General features: G+C 72.5%; 18 protein-coding genes. 7 read left to right on the forward strand and 11 right to left on the reverse strand.

The features are described 5' to 3' along the window. Complete coding sequence (locus ACIQFX_RS07420) at positions 1–1020, reverse strand: iron ABC transporter substrate-binding protein (protein WP_402459754.1); 1020 nt, start codon at positions 1018–1020, stop codon at positions 1–3. A 174-nt stretch (positions 1021–1194) separates the two neighbouring features. Here ACIQFX_RS07420 and ACIQFX_RS07425 point away from each other — a divergent pair, with 174 nt between their 5' ends. Genes ACIQFX_RS07425 through ACIQFX_RS07435 form a run of 3 tightly spaced genes read left to right on the forward strand, consistent with a single transcriptional unit; the run spans position 1195 to position 5161 of the window. Continuing rightward, a complete protein-coding gene (locus ACIQFX_RS07425) occupies positions 1195–3816 on the forward strand; it encodes an AMP-binding protein (protein WP_402459755.1) in 2622 nt (873 codons plus the stop codon). Next, positions 3813–4376, forward strand: a complete 564-nt coding sequence (locus tag ACIQFX_RS07430) for an FAD-binding protein (RefSeq protein WP_402460670.1) — start codon at positions 3813–3815, stop codon at positions 4374–4376. The genes ACIQFX_RS07425 and ACIQFX_RS07430 overlap by 4 nt, the downstream gene beginning before the upstream one ends. Beyond that, complete coding sequence (locus ACIQFX_RS07435) at positions 4373–5161, forward strand: glucose 1-dehydrogenase (RefSeq protein ID WP_402459757.1); 789 nt, start codon at positions 4373–4375, stop codon at positions 5159–5161. Before ACIQFX_RS07430 ends, ACIQFX_RS07435 begins: the two co-directional genes overlap by 4 nt. A 510-nt stretch (positions 5162–5671) precedes the next feature. On the opposite strand, the gene ACIQFX_RS07440 is transcribed toward ACIQFX_RS07435, so the two are convergent. From ACIQFX_RS07440 to ACIQFX_RS07450, 3 genes are all read right to left on the reverse strand, one after another. Then, complete coding sequence (locus ACIQFX_RS07440) at positions 5672–6472, reverse strand: VOC family protein (RefSeq protein WP_402459759.1); 801 nt, start codon at positions 6470–6472, stop codon at positions 5672–5674. A 124-nt stretch (positions 6473–6596) separates the two neighbouring features. Then, positions 6597–7592, reverse strand: coding sequence for a hypothetical protein (locus ACIQFX_RS07445; RefSeq protein ID WP_402459761.1), 996 nt, complete (start codon positions 7590–7592; stop codon positions 6597–6599). A gap of 227 nt (positions 7593–7819) precedes the next feature. Beyond that, on the reverse strand, positions 7820–8407 hold the full coding sequence (locus ACIQFX_RS07450) for a TetR family transcriptional regulator (RefSeq protein ID WP_402459763.1): 588 nt from the start codon (positions 8405–8407) through the stop codon (positions 7820–7822). 106 nt (positions 8408–8513) lie between these two features. Between ACIQFX_RS07450 and ACIQFX_RS07455 the strand changes: the two genes are divergently transcribed. Then, a complete protein-coding gene (locus ACIQFX_RS07455; RefSeq protein ID WP_402459764.1) occupies positions 8514–9359 on the forward strand; it encodes a class I SAM-dependent methyltransferase in 846 nt (281 codons plus the stop codon). Between the two features lie 37 nt (positions 9360–9396). Here the strand turns inward: ACIQFX_RS07455 and ACIQFX_RS07460 are convergent, their stop codons facing one another. Beyond that, positions 9397–11298, reverse strand: coding sequence for an FHA domain-containing protein (locus ACIQFX_RS07460; RefSeq protein ID WP_402459766.1), 1902 nt, complete (start codon positions 11296–11298; stop codon positions 9397–9399). 411 nt (positions 11299–11709) lie between these two features. Continuing rightward, on the reverse strand, positions 11710–12120 hold the full coding sequence (locus ACIQFX_RS07465) for a hypothetical protein (protein ID WP_402459767.1): 411 nt from the start codon (positions 12118–12120) through the stop codon (positions 11710–11712). Positions 12121–12245: 125 nt separating this feature from the next. Between ACIQFX_RS07465 and ACIQFX_RS07470 the strand changes: the two genes are divergently transcribed. Further along, positions 12246–12383 carry a hypothetical protein gene (locus ACIQFX_RS07470; protein ID WP_402459769.1) on the forward strand — a complete coding sequence of 46 codons (138 nt, stop codon included), beginning with the start codon at positions 12246–12248 and terminating at the stop codon, positions 12381–12383. Beyond that, positions 12384–12803 (forward strand): hypothetical protein, encoded by a 420-nt coding sequence (locus ACIQFX_RS07475; RefSeq protein WP_402459771.1) that lies wholly within the window; start codon positions 12384–12386, stop codon positions 12801–12803. It begins immediately after the preceding gene. On the opposite strand, the gene ACIQFX_RS07480 is transcribed toward ACIQFX_RS07475, so the two are convergent. Beyond that, positions 12763–13563, reverse strand: a complete 801-nt coding sequence (locus tag ACIQFX_RS07480; protein WP_402459772.1) for a hypothetical protein — start codon at positions 13561–13563, stop codon at positions 12763–12765. The genes ACIQFX_RS07475 and ACIQFX_RS07480 overlap by 41 nt on opposite strands. A gap of 104 nt (positions 13564–13667) precedes the next feature. Here ACIQFX_RS07480 and ACIQFX_RS07485 point away from each other — a divergent pair, with 104 nt between their 5' ends. Next, a complete protein-coding gene (locus ACIQFX_RS07485) occupies positions 13668–13934 on the forward strand; it encodes a helix-turn-helix domain-containing protein (protein ID WP_402459774.1) in 267 nt (88 codons plus the stop codon). Positions 13935–13990: 56 nt separating this feature from the next. Here ACIQFX_RS07485 and ACIQFX_RS07490 read toward each other — a convergent pair whose 3' ends face one another. The 4 genes from ACIQFX_RS07490 to ACIQFX_RS07505 all read right to left on the reverse strand — a co-directional run bounded on the left by ACIQFX_RS07490 (position 13991) and on the right by ACIQFX_RS07505 (position 18455). Continuing rightward, a complete protein-coding gene (locus ACIQFX_RS07490) occupies positions 13991–15499 on the reverse strand; it encodes a DUF4246 domain-containing protein (protein WP_402459775.1) in 1509 nt (502 codons plus the stop codon). A gap of 440 nt (positions 15500–15939) precedes the next feature. After that, entirely contained in the window at positions 15940–16362 is a 423-nt protein-coding gene (locus tag ACIQFX_RS07495; RefSeq protein WP_402459776.1) for an alpha/beta fold hydrolase, read from the reverse strand. 42 nt (positions 16363–16404) lie between these two features. Further along, on the reverse strand, positions 16405–16956 hold the full coding sequence (locus tag ACIQFX_RS07500; protein WP_402459777.1) for an alpha/beta fold hydrolase: 552 nt from the start codon (positions 16954–16956) through the stop codon (positions 16405–16407). Then, positions 16953–18455 carry a flavin-containing monooxygenase gene (locus ACIQFX_RS07505; protein WP_402459779.1) on the reverse strand — a complete coding sequence of 501 codons (1503 nt, stop codon included), beginning with the start codon at positions 18453–18455 and terminating at the stop codon, positions 16953–16955. The genes ACIQFX_RS07500 and ACIQFX_RS07505 overlap by 4 nt, the downstream gene beginning before the upstream one ends. Between the last annotated feature and the right edge of the window lie 99 nt (positions 18456–18554).

The following is an 18554-nucleotide window of genomic DNA, read 5'->3' on the forward strand; positions in this document are numbered from 1 at the left end:
TCAGACCAGTCCGACGTCCTGGAGCATGGCCAGGGTCTGCTTGAGGGAGTCGAGGCGGCCGAGGTCGATCTTCGGCGGCTGGAGGGATTCGAGCGCCGGGACGCCCTGGGCCTGCTTCACGCCGGCGGCCAGCGGGTACTCCTTGGTCTCCTCGGCGAAGTAGGTCTGCGCCTCGGTGGCCAGGAGGTAGTCGACGGCCTTCTGCGCGAACGCGGCCTGCTTCGTGTCGGCGCCCTTGAGGATGCCGACGCCGGCGACGTTGACGAGACCGCCCGGGTCGCCCGCGGGGAGGTAGTGGATGCGCGCCTTGAGCTTGTCGGCGCCCTTCTCGGCGGCCTGCTCGTACCAGTAGTAGTGGTTGATCAGGCCGAGCGGCACCTCGCCCTTGTCGACGGCCTCCAGGACCTTGAGGTTGCCCTCGTACGTCTTGGGCTCGTTGGCCTTCAGGCCCTTGAGCCAGGTACGGGTGGCGTCGTCGCCCTCCAGGACGCGCATGCCGGTGACGAAGGCCTGGAAGGAGGCGTTGGTCGGGACGATGCCGACCCTGCCCTTCCACTCGGGCTTCACCAGCTCGTGGACGCTGTTCGGCGGGGTGGCGACCTGGTCGGGGTTGTAGGCCAGGACGCGGACGCGGCCGCTGATCCCGGTCCAGTCGCCCGCGGAACCGCGGTACTCGGGGGCGACCTTGCCGAGGGTGGTCTGGGGGAGCGGGGCGAGGCGCTTCTCCGTGGAGAGCGCGCCGAGGGCGCCGGCGTCCTGCGAGAGGAAGAGTCCCGCCTCGGTCTTGTCGCCCTCTTCGAGGAGCTGGGCGGAGAGCTCGGCGCTGTCGCCGTAGCGGACCTCGACGTTGGCGCCGAGGTGCTTCTCCAGCTTCTCGATGAGCGGCTTCACGAGGTTCTCGTTGCGGCCGGAGTAGATCACGAGGTCGGCCGGTTCGTCGGTGCCGCAGGCGGCGAGCGCCGGGGCGAGCAGGACGGCCGCGGCTATCGCGGTCAGGGTGCGGGCCATGGGGCGGCGCATACGGGTGAGGGCCTTCCTGCTGTCATCTGTTCGGAGAAGCTGTGAATACGGCATTGATAAGGTAAAGCTAACCTAATGGTCAAGTCAGGGTTCGATAACGGCCGGGCCACGAATGGGCACCCGGACCCCCCTCCCCCTCTTCTCGATTAGGGAAGGCTTACCTACGATGCGCCCGTGACGCTCCTCCCCGCCCCGCCCGTCGGCGGCCACGCCCTCCCCCTCGCCCGCGACCTCGCGGTCCACGGCGACCGCACCGCCCTCGTGACCTCCGACGGCGAACTCTCGTACCGCGAACTGGCCGCACGCGTCGAGGAGACGGCCCACCGCCTCGGCACGGAGCGGCGGCTGGTCCTGCTGCCCGGCGCCCCCACCACCGCGGCCCTCGTCGTCCACCTCGCCGCACTGTCGGCCGGCCACCCGGTGCTGCTCGTGCCCGGCGACCACCCCGAAGCCGTCGCCGCGCTCACCGCCGCCTACGACCCGGACGTCGTGATCCACCCGGAGGACGACGGCCCGTGGCGGATCGAGGAGCGGCGCGCCGTCTCGGCCCACACCCTCCACCCCGACCTCGCCCTGCTGCTCAGCACGTCCGGCTCCACCGGTTCCCCCAAGCTGGTCCGGCTCTCGCACGAGAACCTCCAGGCGAACGCCGAATCGATAGCCGCGTACCTGGACATACGCCCCACCGACCGGGCCGCGACCACCCTGCCGATGCACTACTGCTACGGCCTGTCCGTGATCCACAGCCACCTGCTGCGCGGCGCCGGGCTCGTCCTCACCGGCCTCTCGGTCGCCGACGCCTGCTTCTGGGACCTGTTCCGGACCGCCGGCGGCACCGCGCTCGCGGGCGTCCCGTACACCTTCGACCTGCTCGACCGCGTCGGCTTCGCCGACATGGACCTCCCCCGGCTGCGGTACGTCACCCAGGCCGGCGGCCGGCTCGCGCCCGAACGCGTCGCGCGCTACGCCGAACTGGGACGGCGACGCGGCTGGGACCTGTTCGTCATGTACGGCCAGACCGAGGCGACCGCCCGCATGGCCTACCTGCCGCCCGCGCTGGCCGCGACCCACCCCGGCGCCATCGGCGTCCCCGTCCCCGGCGGCTCGTTCTCCCTCGCCCCCGTCGAGGAGTCACCCGACCCCGCCGTCGGCGAACTCGTCTACACGGGCCCCAACGTCATGCTCGGCTACGCCCACACCCCCGACGACCTCGCCCTCGGCCGCACGGTCGACACCCTGCGCACGGGCGACCTCGCCCGCCGCACCGACGACGGCCTGTACGAGATCGTCGGCCGCCGCAGCCGCTTCGTGAAGATCCTCGGCCTCCGCGTCGACCCCGGGCAGATCGAGGCCTCGCTGGCCCGGCACGGCCTCGACGCCCTCTGCACCGGCGACGACGAGGGCCTCGACATCGCCGCCGTCGCCGAGCCCGGGTGGGACGCGCGGCGGATCCGGAGACGCGTCGTGGACGAATGCGGCCTCCCCGCCCGCGCGGTCCACGTCCACGTCCTGCCCGAACTCCCCCGCCTCGCCTCCGGCAAGCCCGACTACCGGGCCGTCAGCGCCCTGCCCCGCCCCACCGACGGGCCCCCGGCCGAAGGCGGCACCACCACCGACGACCTCCGCGCGCTCTACGCCCTCGTCCTCGACCGCCCGGACGTGACGCCGGACAGCTCCTTCGTCTCCCTCGGCGGCGACTCCCTGTCGTACGTCGAGATGTCGCTCCGGCTCGAACAGCGCCTGGGACACCTGCCGCCGAACTGGCACACGACCCCCCTCCGCGACCTGGAGGAACGGCGGACACCCGCCCTCGAAGGCCGGCCGCGGCGGCGCGTGGAGACCAGCGTCGTGCTCCGCGCGGTCGCCATCGTGTGCGTCGTCGGCTCCCACATCAGCCTCTTCGACCTCCGCGGCGGGGCCCACCTGCTGCTCGCCGTCGCCGGATACAACTTCGCCCGCTTCCTGCTGTCCTCACCGGAACGCCGCGAGAGGATCCGCCGCACCGGCCGCGGCATCGCACGCATCGCCGTCCCCACCATGGCCTGGACCGCCTTCGCGCTCCTGGTCGACGACGACTACGACCTCTCCAACCTGTTCCTCCTGCACAACGCGCTCTGGCCCGAGGACATGAGCTCGCGCATCCACCTCTGGTTCGTCGAGGCCCTCGTCTACATCCTGCTGGCCCTCACCGCGCTGCTCGCCGTCCCCGCCGTCCACCGGCTCGAACGACGCTTCCCCTACGGGCTGCCCGTCGCCCTCGTCGGCCTCGGCCTGCTCGCCCGCTACGAACTGGTGGGCCTGCCGGCCCGCGCCCAGATCACCGACGCCGTCACCGTCTTCTGGCTGTTCGCCCTCGGCTGGGCCGCCGCCCAGTCCCGCACCACGACCCACCGGCTCCTCGTCACGCTCACCGCCCTCGCCACCGTCCCCGGCTTCTTCCCCGGAGAACCACGCCGCGAGCTCTTCGTCATGGCGGGCTTCTGCCTCCTCACATGGTTCCCGACGCTCCCCGGCAGCCACCGCCTCAACCAGCTCGCCGGCCTGCTCGCCGGCAGCTCCCTGGCCATCTATCTGACGCACTGGCAGACCTACCCCCTCGTCGACGGCGTATCGGAACCCCTGGCCCTCCTCGTCTCCCTCGCCTTCGGCATCGCGTACGCCAAGGTCGTCGACAAGCTCGTCCACCACGTCTCCGCACGGCGCGCGGCCCGACGCCACCCTGCCCGCCGCACACGGGCGGGGCACACCGGTCCGGCGCTCACCCCGGGACGCGGGAGCACCACCCCGAAGGCCTGAGGACCCGCCCGTCAGGGCCGGGCGACCAGTGTCTCGACCTCGACCTCGACCAGCATGTCGGGCGTGGCCGGACTCGCGACGCCGACGAGCGTGCTCACGGGCGGCTTCGCCCCCCATCCCATTGCGATGGCGGCGCCGATCGGCGCGAGCCCGGCGTCGCCCCGCGGCGGCTGCGGGCCACCGTGGACCGCTTCAACGGCTTCGCCCACGCCGGCCGCGACGCCGACTTCCACCGCGGCCAGAGCGTCTACGACCGCTACTACGGCGACCCTACGCCGCCCAACCCCAACCTCGCGCCGCTGGAGAAGGGCCCCTACTACGCGATCCCCGTCCACCCCGGCGACATCGGCACCAAGGGCGGCCTCGTCACCGACGCCACCGCCCGCGTGCTGCGCGAGGACGGCACCCCCATCGACGGCCTGTACGCCTCCGGCAACGTCTCGTCCGCCGTCATGGGGGAGACCTACCCCGGCCCCGGCGCGACCATCGGCCCCGCCATGACCTTCGGCTGGCTCGCGGCCGGCCACATCGCCCGTACGCGCTCCGCCGGGGCGAGGTGAGCCGCCCGCCGGCGGACCTGCGGGGCAGGACCGTGATCGTCACCGGCGGAGCACGCGGGACCGGAGCGGAGACCGCCCGGGGCGCCTTCGAGTCCGGCGCCCGGGTCGTCCTCACCGACGTACGGGAGGAGGAGGGCCGCACCACGGCGGACGGGCTCGGCGACCGCGCCCGGTTCGTCCGCCACGACGTCACCTCCGAGGCCGACTGGCGCGCGGTCGTCGACTTCACGGCCGCCGCCTTCGGCCGCGTGGACGGCCTGGTCAACAACGCCGGGATCTCCGGCGGTTCCCACCTCCTGGAGGAGCAGACGGCCGAGGACTTCCGTCGCGTCCTCGACGTCGACCTCACCGGCGTCTTCCTCGGCATGCGGGCCGTGATCCCGGCGATGCGGGGGAGCGGCGGCGGATCCGTCGTCAACGTCTCCTCCGCCGCCGGCCTCATGGGCCTGGCCAGGACCGCCGGCTACGGCGCGGCCAAGTGGGGCGTGCGCGGGCTCACCAAGCTCGCCGCGGTGGAGCTCGGCGCCCACCGGATCCGTGTGAACTCCGTCCACCCGGGCACGATCCATACCCCGATGACCGCCCACGTGGGCATCGAGCGGGGCGAGGGAGGGTACCCGGAGACACCGATGGGGCGGGTCGGCGAGCCGCGGGAGATCGCGGTCGCGGTCGCCTTCCTGCTCTCGGACGCCGCCTCGTACGTCACCGGCGCCGAACTGGCCGTCGACGGCGGCGCTTCGGCGGGCCGGATGCCCCTCCTCGCCCCGAAAGGTACCGACACGTGAACCGACCCGACCCCGAGGTGCAGGCGGTCATCGACCTGGCCACCGCCGGCTTCCCCCCCGCTGGCCACGGAGATGACGGACATCACCGAGGTGCGCGCCTTCTTCGCCTCCCGCGCCCGCCCCGCCGTCCCACCGCCCCCCGTCGCCCGCGTCGCGGACGAGGACGCCGACGGCGTGCCCGTACGCGCCCAGGCGTCGTACACTCGCAGGTTCTGCCCGTGCGTCGCGGGCACCCCCCTTCGGCCGACCCGACGTCCCCGACGTGAACAGCACGTCGGCGGTGTCGTCGGGCCGCACCCCCTCGGACCGCTCCGCCCCGGTCACCCCGTCCCCGCGCCCCTCACGACCCCACCCGCCCTCCCCGCGGCCCCGCCCCTCGGCGAGACGCGGCCGCCCGAACCACGACACCCCGGAGACTGACAGCCGGCGGCGCCCGGACGCGGGCCGTGGTTCCCGCTCAGCGGGAAGGCGTGCGTCCGGGCGTGCCCTCGGCCGCTTCGGGGGCGGCGGCTACTTCGGGGTCGGCGTCAGGACGACGAAGTCGGCGTCGGAGGGGTCGAGGCAGACGGCGAGGCGGCCCACGTCCTCGGCGTCGTCGGGGCCCATCTGGACGCTGCCGCCGTGACCGGTGACCTCGGCGATGGCGGCGTCGCAGTCGGGCACGTCGAAGACGGGGTGCCAGTAGGGGCGGCCGTCGGTGAGGGAGAGGTGTTCCGGGGGGAGTTGCATGAGTCCGCCCTGCATGCGCTCCGGGGGGAGGCCGGCGGGGGTGATGAGGGTGTACGTGCCGCCGCCGCCCGGCATCTCCATGTCGGAGTACTGCCAGCCGAAGACGCTGCCGTAGAAGTCGCGGGCGGCCGCGGCGTCGGTCGTGTAGAGCTCGGTCCAGGAGAGGGCGCCCGGGGCGTCCACGAGCTCGACGCCTTTGTTCGTGCCGGGCTGCCAGACGGCGAACTGGCCGCCGAGGGGGTCGCTGTACTGGGCCATGCGGCCCCATTCGTCGAGGTCGGTGGGCGGGACGCGGACGGTCCCGCCGCCGCGCCGCACGGCCTCGGTCGTGGCGTCCGCGTCGGTGACGCTGTAGTAGATCATCCAGGCGGAGCGGGCTCCGGGTTCGGTGAGTTTGCCCAGGCCGGCGACGATCTTGCCGTCCTTGCGGAACATGCCGCCCTCCATGTCCTCGCCGCCGCCGGTCATGGGTTCGTAGGTCCAGCCGAGGACGGTGCCGTAGAAGGCCGCGGCCGCGGGGACGTCGGGGGCGCCGAGGTCCAGCCAGCAGGGGGAGCCCGGGACGAAGTCGGTGGTGATCATGGGTGTGCCCTTTCGCAGATCCCGTACGGCCCCAGGCTGCCACCGGCGACGGCGGCCCGCCCCTCGGCCGCCGTCGCCCGGCGGCGGCGCGATCGGCTACCGCCGCCACGAGGCCCGCACCGCCTCAGGAGAGCACCCATCGGGGCGGGTGCCCCGGGTCGGTCGGGCAGATGAAGACGTGGAGGTCCCGGTCTCGGCCGAAACGGAGACCGGAGGGATGGGAGACGGACTCGCCGCCTCGGATCGACGCCATGCCGGTCAGGGGCGGATCGCGGTCCTCCCACGGCATCCAGGTGTGCGAGTCGGCGTCCGCCTCCTCGCCCGCGGCCGTCAGGAGGAGTCGCATCGGGGTCGCGCAGGACGCGCACGCGATGTCCATCGGGCCGGTCGACGCCCAGCTGGGATGGCCCCCGACCCGCCAGCCGGGCGGGATCGAGAGGGCGCCCTGGTAGAGGGGGGCGTCACGACCGCCTTCGGCTGTCTGCGCGTCGTCCCAGGCGTCGATGCGGGCGAGCAGGGCCGCGGGCAGCGTGTCGTCCTCCGCCCAGGGATAGGTGTCGACCTCCTCGGGGTGTACGACGCAGGGCCGGGGGAGTTCGTCCTCCCACCGGAGCAACGGCACTTCGGGCGCGGCGCCGAGGAACCGGCCCGCGCGCTCGGTCTGCGCGGCCGTCCGCCACTGCAGGAGGTAGCGGCGTTCCAGGTGCGGGCCGTGGGTGAGCGGGCAGCGGAAGAGCTGCACCAGGTCGGCGCCGCCGGGGCCGGCGGCGAGGCCGGGGACGTCGCGGGCGAAGAGCTGGGCGAGTCCCATGAAGGGCACCGGCTCGGACGTCCCCGGGGCGTCGGCACCGGCCCAGGGGCGGCTCCGCGGCCGTGCACCCGCGGCCCGGGCCGCGCGGACGTCCTCGGGGGCGTACCCCTCGGTCTCCGGCTGGTGTCGCTCACGGCAGAGCGGCCACGGCTCGTCCCGCGGCCACAGCATCGGGCCGCCGACGTGGCTGTCGTGCCGGCCGGGTCGCCCCGGTCGCGGGTGCAGTCGGGTGGTGCGCCGCCGGTAGGCCGCCAGTTCCGGGAACACGGCCTCCACGTCGATCGGCCGGGGCGGTGTCGTCCTGGTCATCCGCCGAACGTACGGGGTCCGCGCGCGTCACGCGAACGGGTTGACGGGGACCTCCCGCGAGGACGTGAAGCCCTGGCCAGGGCTCTTGGCGGGGCCCCTGGCCGGGGTTCCTGGTGCGGGGGCGCGTCGCGGACGAGCCGCTGGGCGTCGGACGTCACGTCGCGTACGCGCCACGGGCTGTCGGTCGTCAGGTCGAAGACGGGCACGGGCCGTCGGTCGTCAGGTCGTCAGGTCGTACGGATCAGCGCCTGGACGAGTCGCTCGATCTGCGCCAGAGAACCCGGCGTCGCCTCGGCGGAGCCGGTCATCAGGAGGTGGTGCAGGGTTCCGACGAGTGCGAGCGCGACGGAGTCCGTGTCCAGGGGGGCCGCGACCCGGCCGAGTTCCTGCTCCGCGTGCAGGTAGCGGCTGACCGACTCCTGGATCGCGGGGAAGCCGGGGGCGCCGGCCTGCCAGGCTTCCCGGACGCGCCGGGCGGCCACGGGGCGGGTCACCGCGAGGCCGACGAGTCCGGGGTCCAGGGCCAGTACCGAGGCGGAGACGTCCGCGAGGTTGCCGGTCACGGAGCCGCTGCCTGCTCTGCCGGGGAGGTCCGCCGACTGCGCGGCGGCGACGGCGAAGCGGTGGAGGACGAGTTCGGCGACGAACTCGTCCAGGCCGGCGAAGTGGGTGTGGAGGACTCCCTTGGCGCATTCGGCCTCCTCGGTGACGGCGCGGCTGGTCAGCGCGGCGGCCCCGTCGCGGGCGAGGACGCGCTCCGCGGCGGCGAAGAGCCGCTCGCGCAGGCCTTCGATGGCTACTCCGCGCGGTGACATCAACTTCCTCCTGGGGAATGGGTGTTGCGAGTATGGGCGAGCGCCCATACTGTTTGGGCCCCCGCCCATTCTAGGGCTGTCGCTCCCCGACCGGAGGTCATTCCGCATGCAGCAGACCGCCAACCCCGCCCAGGCGCGGGCATGGAACGGCTACGAGGGCACGCACTGGGCCGCCCACCACGACCGCTGGAACGCCGTCAACGCCGGGTTCGACGGGCCGCTCCTGGCAGCCGCGTCGATCCGCCCCGGGGAGCAGGTGCTCGACATCGGCTGCGGTGCGGGCGCGACCACGCGCCTGGCCGCCCGGGCCGCGGAGCACGGCCACGCCACCGGCCTCGACCTCTCCGGCCCGATGCTCGAACGGGCCCGGAGCGTCGCCGCCGAGGAGGGGATCGCGAACATCTCCTTCACGCACGGCGACGCGCAGGTCCACGACCTGCCCCGAGCCGCCTTCGACGTCGCGATGAGCCGCTTCGGCGTCATGTTCTTCTCCGACCCCGCCGCCGCGTTCGCCCGCATCGCGTCCGCCCTGCGCCCGGGTGGGCGCGTCGCCTTCCTGAGCGCGGCGGAACCCGAAGGGAACGAGTGGCTCACCGCACTCACCGCGCTGGGGGACATCCTGCCGATCGGCGGCTTCGGCGCCCCGGGCGGACCGGGCATGTTCTCCCTCGCCGACCCCGACACCGCGACCGGTCTGCTGCGCACGGCGGGTCTCCTGGACGTGCGCGCCGAACACGTCCAGGCGTACGGGACCTGGGGCCGCACCGCGGGGGAGGCCGCGGACTTCCTCCTCGACTCCGGCCCCGGCCGGCACCTCCTCGGCGCGGTCGACCCCGCCGCGCAGGCCCGAGCGCGCCGGCGCCTGACCGAGGGCCTCGGTGCTCACGAGACCGGTGGCGCGGTCCGTCTCCTGAGCACGGGATGGCTCCTGACCGCCACCGTCGCCGCCTGAGGGGCGGCCGTCGACGAGGACCCCCGCGCCTCCGCGGTCACGACGCCGCGGGGGTCCTCCTCGTGGCGGTCGCGGGAGGTGGGTCCTGCCGGTAGAAGATGTCGATGTCCACCTCTTCGCCTCCGACGATCAGGGTGTCCCACGCTCCGCTCTCCCACAGCGTGCGCAGGGTGGAGGAGCCGAGTGACTCCAGGTGGTTCCGGAGGGTGGCGTCGTCGGGCATGCCGGGGAGTCGTGACGCCAGCCGGTCGCGGATCGACCGCAGGCGTTCGACGAAAGCGTCGATGTCCGCGTTCCTGTCGAGGTCCTTGCCCTCGGACTCCTCGATGCTCTGGGCGATCTTCTCCTTGATCGGGCGGCTGACGCCGTTCTCGTCGGTGGTGATCATCGTGTTCCAGGCGCGGCTCTTGTGCCGGTACTGGAGCATGGACATGGCCGCCTCGTGGCGTGCGAAGTCGGCGTCGCGGAACGGCCTTCCGGTCCAGGCGCCGTTGAGGGAGCGGGCCAGTGAGACGGCGGAGCCCAGGCCGCTGTTGAGCCCGCGCCCCGGCCAGAAGTGGATCGCGTTGGCGGCGTCGCCGAGGAGGAATCCGTACGTCCCCGGTGAGGTCGACGTGGCCGGGTGCAGACGGGTGGTGAACCGGGGGCGCTGCACCATGTCGAGCCGGAAGGCGGTGACGGCGCTCAGGTCCTTCTCGGCGACCCCGAACAGCGTGAGTCCCTCCAGCACCCGCTTCCACAGGGCCGAGCCCCTGACCATGGCGGGCAGGAAGAGGGTGCTGTGCGTCGAGCACTGGAAGTCGCCGTGGTCGTCGCGGCCCATGACGCACGGGCGTGAGGCGATGCACTCCTCGAAGACGTGCCGGACCGGATCGATGCCGACGACCTCCGCGGCCTCGGCGTCGGTCAGCCGCATGTTGAGGAACCCCTCGCCGCGCAGGGCGTTGAGGAGGAACCGGTTCTGGGCCACGGTCAGGAGGACCGTCATCGGGTCCGTCAGGGTCGACTTGACGCGCAGGCCCAGGACGACGTCCTGAACGTGCCGGCCGTGCAGCGAGTAGATGGACTTGTCGGCGCTGCCGAACTTGTCGGCGAAGTACTCCCGCGTGCGGGAGCGCCCGCCCTCGCAGACGGCGAGGACGTGGTCCTTGGCCCCGGACTTCTGGTGCTCGGCCGGGTCGAACGCGGCGGGGACCAGCCGGATGCGGTCCGGTTTCTCGTTGGCCAGTTCGAGGAGCGTGTCCTCGATGTAGGCGATCCGGAGGTTCCTCGGACTGTGGCCCCGGACCGAGTCGGGGCCGACCGGCCACATCTCGGTGAACGCGTCGCCGCGGAACAGCCGTTCCCGCACCTCCTCGGGGAGGTTCAGGTACTGGCGGCTCTGCACCGTCACGACCTGCTGCCGGCGTACGTTGCCCTGGCTTTCGTCCTTCCAGACGACCTTCGCTCCGTCCTGGGTCCAGCGGCCGTCGTACACCGTGAGGGAGACGCGGTGCCCCATGAGGTGTTCCAGGAGCAGGGCGAAGCTCAGGCCGACGGGGCCACCGCCCGACACCGTGACCTCCAGGACGGGACCCGCCGCCAGGGTCGCCTGGGCGGAGGGGGCGAGCGGGCGCAGGACCGAGAGGTCGAGGATGGTCTCCATCGCGTCGGCCGCTTCGAAGCGGAACGTCTCGGTGCCTATCTCGATGAGGTCGCCGGGCTGCAGTTCGTGCGACGTCACACGCGTCCCGTTGACCCGTGTCCCATTGCTGCTGCCGCTGTCGTACAGAACGAATCCATGGCCTTCACGGCGTACTTCTGCGTGAAAGCGCGAGACGTTCTCCCCGACTATCACGATGCTGTTGTCGCCTTTGCGACCGAGGGTTACCGGTGTGGTGCCGATCGGGAACTGCTTTCCAGCCAGGGAGCCTTGATGGCCGACAAGCCGAGGAGGCATGGGTCACCCAATTCCACGAGTCACGGATCCGATGACGAATTGCGAAACCGGTGACCAGCCAGCGTCACCCCGCATCACACACCGCGAGTCCTCCGGCACGCAGGGCAATCCTAAGGCGGCCGCGAGGTCGGTGAAAAGGCATGCGGATCGACTGATCACCATACGGTGGTTGTTCCGTGAACATGTAACAGCAAAGGCCCGACAGGGACTTCTGATTCGTCTGGTTCACGTGATGCGCCTGGTTCACATGATGCGCAGGTGAAGCAGGTGAAGCAGGTGAAGCAGGCGGCAGGGCTGAAAGAGCGTGACCTTTCGACCCCGCCCTTCAGCCCTGCCGCATCACCGCTCTCCCGCCATCACGGCTCTCCCGCCATCACCGCTCTCCCGCCATCGGCGCGGGAGCGCCGTCGGTCAGGCGCCGTTGCCGCGCCTGAGGACGTAGAACGCGACGCCGCCGAGCAGGAGGACCGCGGCGCCGATGCCCAACGGCAGCGCGAGCCCGCCCATGAGCGGGTCGTCGTCCTCGGCGGCGACCGCCGTGTCGCCGGAACCGCCCTGCACGCCGGTCCGGCCCTGTTCGCCGTTCCCGTTCCCGCCCTGTTCGCCGTCCCCGTTCGGGGCGGACGGCGAGGGGCCCTGGGCGGACTCGTCGCCGAAGGAGAACACCGGGCCGTTTCCGGCACGGGGTGTGCCGGAGACGTCCACGGTCAGCGAGATCGGGACGACGGTGCCCTTCGCCTCTTCGTCGGGCTCGGCGACCGCGGCCTGGATGCAGTAACGTGCCGGGCACGTCGTACCCGTTGAGATCGGAGCTCTTCCCATCGTCCGGACCGGTGATCTCCCAGGGCCCGCAGGCCCGTTCGACGTGCCCCCTCCGGCCCGAGAAGAGCTCGGTCAGGTCGTGGTCCTCGTTGCACAGCGTCGACTCGCGCCGGGCGTTGCAGACGGTGACGGACCAGCCGGTGGTGGTGGAGCCGGGGAAGGCCGTCGGGATGTCCACGCCGCCCTTGACCGTCAGCTTCTGGCCCGCCTTCAACTCCACCCGCCAGAAAGGGGCCTCGCCGACGGCGATGGACTGCCGGTAGGTGCCCGGTCCGATCGGCGTGGCGCTGTTGAAGGAGAAGCCGCCCTGGGCCGCCGCCCCGGTGCGGGGCCGGGGAACCCGCGCGCCGGCCGCCCGGGTCGTCTTGTCCGCGATGCCGACGAGCAGCTCGACGGGTATCGGCTTGTCACCGGACTCGGTCACGTCGTTCTCGACCATGATGCAGCCGGTGTCGTTCGGCGCGGCCTTCTCGTTGTCCGATCCCGGCTCGCTCCGGCCTCCGGTGGAGATGATGTTCGACCACCCCATCGACTGGGAGAACTCCCGGAGCCACGCGCGGGGTTCGCCGTCGCCGGGCGGGCCCGCCGCGACGGTGATGATGGAACCGCGGTCGTACCCCTCCTCGGCGACGGCGGTGGCGCTCACCTGGAGCAGCTGGTCCGGACGCTTCTTGACCTTGTAGTAGAGGTCGCGTCCCCCGGTGAACTCGTCCAGGTACTGGCCGGGCGCGACCAGCGGGGCGTCCTGGCAGCCGGAGAGGGAGCCCTCCACCGGCTTCCGGTGGCCTGGTAGGTCCGCCACCCCTTGCGGAACAGCGTGGCCAGATGGTCGGTCAGCGAGTCGGCGTCGTCCGCGTCCGCGTCCGCGTCCGCGTCCGACCCGTCGGTCGCGTCGGCGATGCACTTCAACTGCGTCCGCGCGGACGACGGCGTCCGGAAGCCGACCACGACCACGTCCACGGCGAGGTCGATGCCCGGCGCCTTGAGCTCGCGGGCCACCTCGCACGGAGGAGGCGGCGCACAGGTGTCGTCACCGTCCGAGACGAGGACGATGCGGCGCTTGCCGCTCCCGCCGAGGTCCTCGGCCGCCTCGCGGAGCGAGACGCCGATCGGCGTGAACCCGACCGCCTTGAACCCCGCGACCCGCTTCTTCGCGTCCGCACGCGCCGCGGCGTCCATCGGCGTGACCGGCAGGACCTGCTGCGTGTCCGCGCAGCCCTTCCCCTTGTCCTGACCGGGATACGTGGCCCCGTACACGCGCAGTCCCGGCGGGGCCCGTTCCGGGGCGGTGTCGATGATCCGCGTGACCGCCTGCTTGGCGGCGGCGAGGGTGCCGATCGGGCATTCCGGCAGCCCGCGGGTCCCCGCGAGGGAAGGCGGGCACGAGGCGGTGCGGTCGCAGAGAGATCCTCGCGCCGGGCGCGGGCTCTTTCCAGGGTCCATCAGCGCAGACGATCGAAACGCCCGGATCCGCCGGCGCCGAACGCAACTCGGCGAAAGGCTCGGGGGATCCCCTCTCCGCCGGTGACCGCGACTGCCTGAAGAAGATGCTTCAGGAGCGCCGTGCCGCGCTCGACCCGGTGACCGCGGGGTTCCCGGCGCGTGGATCCGGCCCGGGCAGGAAGGCCGTCGGGCTGAGCCAGGAGCAGATGGACGAGCTGCTCGTACGGACCCACGGAACCTGCAACCGGTTCGAGAACGGCCGACTCGCCCACCCGGGCGGCGAAATGATCGCGTTCTGTACGCCGGACACCGCGGACGCTCCGGATGCGCGGAGCGCGCCGGACACTCCGGACGCGTCACGCACCTCATGAGGCCGGCGGACGCGTTCCGGAGTGGTGAGCCGGTGATCAGGTGATCCGGTGAGGGCTCAGTGCTCGCAGAGGGAGAACTCGCGCTCGTAGAGCTGCTCGTTGTGCTCGTCGACGAAGAACTTGCGCTCCCGCATGAGCTCTTCGCGGAAGCCCTCGGCCTGCTCCAGCGTCATGGTCGAGGAGGCCGACCAGGGCTGCTGCGGTGGCACGTCGGACGTCGAGACGATCGTCTCCGACGGGTCGACCAGGAAGAACGCGAGGATCTTGCGATGGCCCGGGCGGGTGGGGTCCGCGAGGCGGAACGGGGCGACACGGTGCTGCAGGACGTTCGGGAACGCCAGGCAGCGGCCCGCCGGGGTCGACGCCGACCCCAGCACCTGGTTCAGCGCGTCCTCGTCCTCCAGGCCGTAGACCTCGCGCAGACCGTCGTCGTCGTTCTGCTCGTAGTCCGGGTCGTCGAGCGCCGACCGGAAGCCCAGCCGGCTCTCGGTGATGTTCTCGCTGTCCCAGTAGTAGAGGCCGGTCGAGACGATCCGCTCGTTCAGCATCCCCTCGACGTGCCAGGAGCCACCGGCGTACTCGGGCTTGTCCGGCGTGAGGTGGATGCCGGCGACCTTGACGATGACCTGGAGGCGCCGGCCGCGCAGGTCGACCCGGGCGGACGCCTCGGGCGACTCGGGCGGGGTGAACTCCGGGGCGTCCGGGACCACCGGGCGCCGGTTCTCCCACCATTCGTCCTGTGCCCGGTCCCATGCGCGCCGGGCCTCCGCGTAGGCCTCGTCGTCACCGTAGGCGGACCGGTTCGGATACTCCGGCCCCGAGCCGTACCACCCGTACGGATCCGCCTCGATCCGCGGCGGCCGCGGATGGCGCAGGTCCGTGAGCACGTTCTCCAGGAGCGGGAGCATGCGCGCGAACAATTCCGGCAGCACGGCCGCCAGTTCGTGATGCTTCTCGGGGTGGACGTTGTTGACGTACGAACGGAAGGCGACACCGCCGTTCTCGTCGACGTCGACGTCCGTCGGCATCCACTGGAACTTCTCCGAGAACTCGTACCGCGCATACTGGTTCGCCGGGTTCCGCCAAGCCCGCTCGGGCGCGCCGCTCACCTCCTTCACCAGGCAGAACAGCGAGGGGTGGACGAGATCCAGCACCTGGCCGTCGGATCCGGGATGCCAGTCCTTCTCCGCTTCGGGTACGTCCTCCAGAACCCGGACGGCCTCGCGCAGCCGGACGGCGAGCTTTTCGTCGATCAGGGCGTCCGATTGCCACACCCCGTCGACCGCGGACACCTCGATGCCGGTTCGCCCGTCCCGCAGCGCGGCGTAATGCGCGAGTTCGGAGAGTACGTAGCGAACCTGAGCCTCGGTGAGGCCCTGGTCGACCGCTTCCCGCGTCCACCTCGCGACGATGTCGGCGTCGTGCATCTTGTCGAACCATCCCGGCTTCGCCCGAATGTGCGCGCTGCACTGCATCATCTGCAGTTCCCGCAGCGTCCGAGGTGTCGCGAACGGCAGGGAACGCGAGGTGTGAAAAGGCAGCGGGAAAGCTGTGAGGCCGGACAATTCTCTTGTTCCTCCTGGTCGGTGTGCGGTGGCGGGAAGAATACTTCAGCGGACTGACACCCCATCCGTACTGCTGTTCGCCACAGACTGGCGGCCGCCGACCGCCGACCGCCGACCGCCGGCCGCCGACTGCCGACTGGCGGTCAGCGACCGCTGGCCACCGACTGGCGGCCGGGGCCCGCAGGCCCGTGAGCCCCGGCCGGTCAGCGCTCGGCGGAGCCGAACATCCGCCGCTCGGCCGCGGCGATCAGCCGGGGGGACAGGCCGGGGAGCAGACGGGTCAGGCGGTCCGCCCGCTTGGCGTCGGAGCCGACGCGGACGCGGGGGGGCGCCGGCTTCCACGCCGTCCACGATGATGCGGGCGGCCAGTTCGAAGGCCAGTCGGCGGCCGATGCCGGAACCGGCGCCGGTGACCACGGCCACCTTGTCGCGGACGCTGCTCATGCGGGTTCTTCTGTCGGGGGTGCGGGGGCAGGGGTGGGAGTGGGAGTGGTTGCGGGACGGGCGCCGTGGGTGCGCGCGAGTGCGGTGGTGAGGTCGACCAGGCGGTCGAGGACGCCCGGGGCCAGATGGTGGCCCATGCCGGCGATCTCCACGTGCCGGGCGCCGGGGATCGCGGCGGCGGTGGCGCGGCCGCCGCTGGGGTGCACCAGGAGGTCGCGGTCTCCGTGGACGACGAGCGTGGGGGCGGTGATCCGGCGCAGCTCGGCCGTACGGTCGCCGGAGGCGCGAATGGCGTCGATCTGCCGGGCGACCGGGGCGCCGGAGGGCCTGCCGCCCGTGCGCTCCCAGAGGGCGGTCGCCCAGGCCCGCTCCGCCGCCTCGTCGGGCGGGAAGCCGCGGCCGCCGATGTGCGCCAGCATCGCCAGGTGCCAGGTGCCAGGTGCCAGGTGCCAGGTGCCGGGTCACGGACTCCTCGACGGTACGGGCCGGAGGCCCGACCAGCCGCGCGATCGTCGACCAGGCCGGCCCACCCGGCGGTCGCCGGTGGTGGAGAAGATCGAGGTGAGGGTGGCGACCCGGTCGGGACTGCGGGCGGCGAGGGTCTGCGCGATCATCCCGCCCATCGACATGCCGACCAGGTGGGCCCGGTCGATGCCGAGGGCGTCCAGCAGCCCCAGGGTGTCGGCGGCCATGTCGGCCAGGTCGTAGGCGTCGGGGCGGGGGCGGGCGAGGAGTTGGCGGGCCCGGCCCGGCGGCGGTGCGGCGATCCGACCGGACCGGCCGGCGTCGCGGTTGTCGAACCGCACCACGCGGAACCCGTGGGCGGTGAACCCGTCCACCATGCGTGCCGGCCAGGAGGTGAGGTCCAGTCCCAGCCCGGCGACCAGGAGGAGCGGTTCGCCGCCGGCCGGGCCGTGCACCCGGTAGGCGAGCCGCGGGCAGGCCGGCAGGTCGACGAACCGGTCCCCGGCCGCGTCCCCGCCGCCCGGCGCCGCCGGGGTGCCGCCGGTCACGTCGTCACCTCCGCACGGACGGCGGACCGGGAGAAGCGCAGCTCCGGGTCGGCGACGCCGCCGGACCGCAGCAGCCTGATGTCGTCGCGGTGGTCCATCGAGGTCAGCCACGGCATGCGGTCCCCCTGGCGGGGGAGCGAGTCGACGGCGCGCCGGACGTAGCCGGCCCCGAAGTCGAGGAACGGGCGGGTCGCCATCCCGGGCTCCGCCGGCTCGGGTCGGCAGGTGTCGTAGCCGTGCGCGTCCAGGTGGGCGAGGAGTCGGCAGAAGTGCTCGCACAGCAGGCCGATCTTCAGCGTCCAGGAGGAGTTGGTGTAGCCGATCGCGTAGGCGAAGTTCGGCACGCCGGACAGCATCATGCCCTTGTAGGCGAGGGTGTCGGGCAGCCGCACCCCGCGGCCGTCGACGGTGAGGCCCATCCCGCCGAACGCCTGCACGTTCAGTCCGGTGGCGGTGACGACGACGTCCGCCGCCAGCTCCTGGCCGGACTCCAGCCGGATGCCCTGCTCGGTGAAGCCGGCGATCCGGTCGGTGACCACCGAGGCCCGGCCGTCGCGGATCACCCGGAACAGGTCGCCGTCGGGAACGGCGCACAGCCGCTGGTCCCACGGGTCGTACGGCGGGTTGAAGTGTTCGTCGACGGGATAACCGGGAGGCAGCTGGCGGGTGTTGACCCACCGGATCAGACGCCGTGCCGCCTTCGGGAACCGCCGGCAGAAGCTCCAGATCAGACGCTGCTGGATGATGTTCTTGCGCCGGGTCAGCGCGTAGCCGCGCCGCGGACCGAGGTACTTCTTCAGCGTGTTGGCGATCACGTCCACGCGCGGCACCGGCATGACGTAGGTCGGCGTGCGCTGCAGCATGGTCACGTGCGCGGCGGTGGTCGCCATCGCCGGTACGACGGTGACCGCGGTCGCCCCGCTGCCGATCACCACCACGCGCTTGCCGGCGTAGTCCAGTTGCTCCGGCCAGTGCTGCGGGTGCACGACCGTGCCCTTGAAGCGGTCCAGGCCCTCGAAGCGGGGAGTGAAGCCCTCGTCGTAGCGGTAGTAGCCGCCCGCGCAGAACAGCCAGCCGCAGGTCAGCGTGGTGCGTTCGCCGGTGTCGGTGCGCTCGACCTCGACGGTCCACCGCGCTTCGTCGGTCGACCAGGACGCGCCGAGCACCTTGTGGTGGTACCGGGTGTGCGCTTCCAGGCCGTTCTCGGTCGCCGCCTGCCGCAGGTAGGCCAGGATCCGGGGCGCGTCGGCGATGGACTGCTCGTCGCGCCACGGCTTGAACTCGTAGCCGAAGGTGTGCAGGTCCGAGTCCGACCGGATGCCCGGGTAGCGGAACAGGTCCCAGGTCCCGCCGGAGGCCTCGCGCGCCTCGAGGATCGCGAAGCTCTTCGACGGCAGCTCCGTCTTCAGGTACCGGGCGGCGCCGATGCCCGAGATCCCGGCTCCGACGATGAGGACGTCGAGGCGCTCGACGGCGGACCTGGCAGGGGACGAGGACACGGGCGGCTCCCGGCGGTTGTCGGAGGGTGGGTGCGTCCATGCTGCTGCCGGCACCGCCCGGCGACAATGTGCACACTGCACCACTCCTCTCGACAGGTG

The organism is Streptomyces sp. NPDC093089 (assembly GCF_044754405.1).
Taxonomy (GTDB): Bacteria; Actinomycetota; Actinomycetes; order Streptomycetales; family Streptomycetaceae; genus Streptomyces.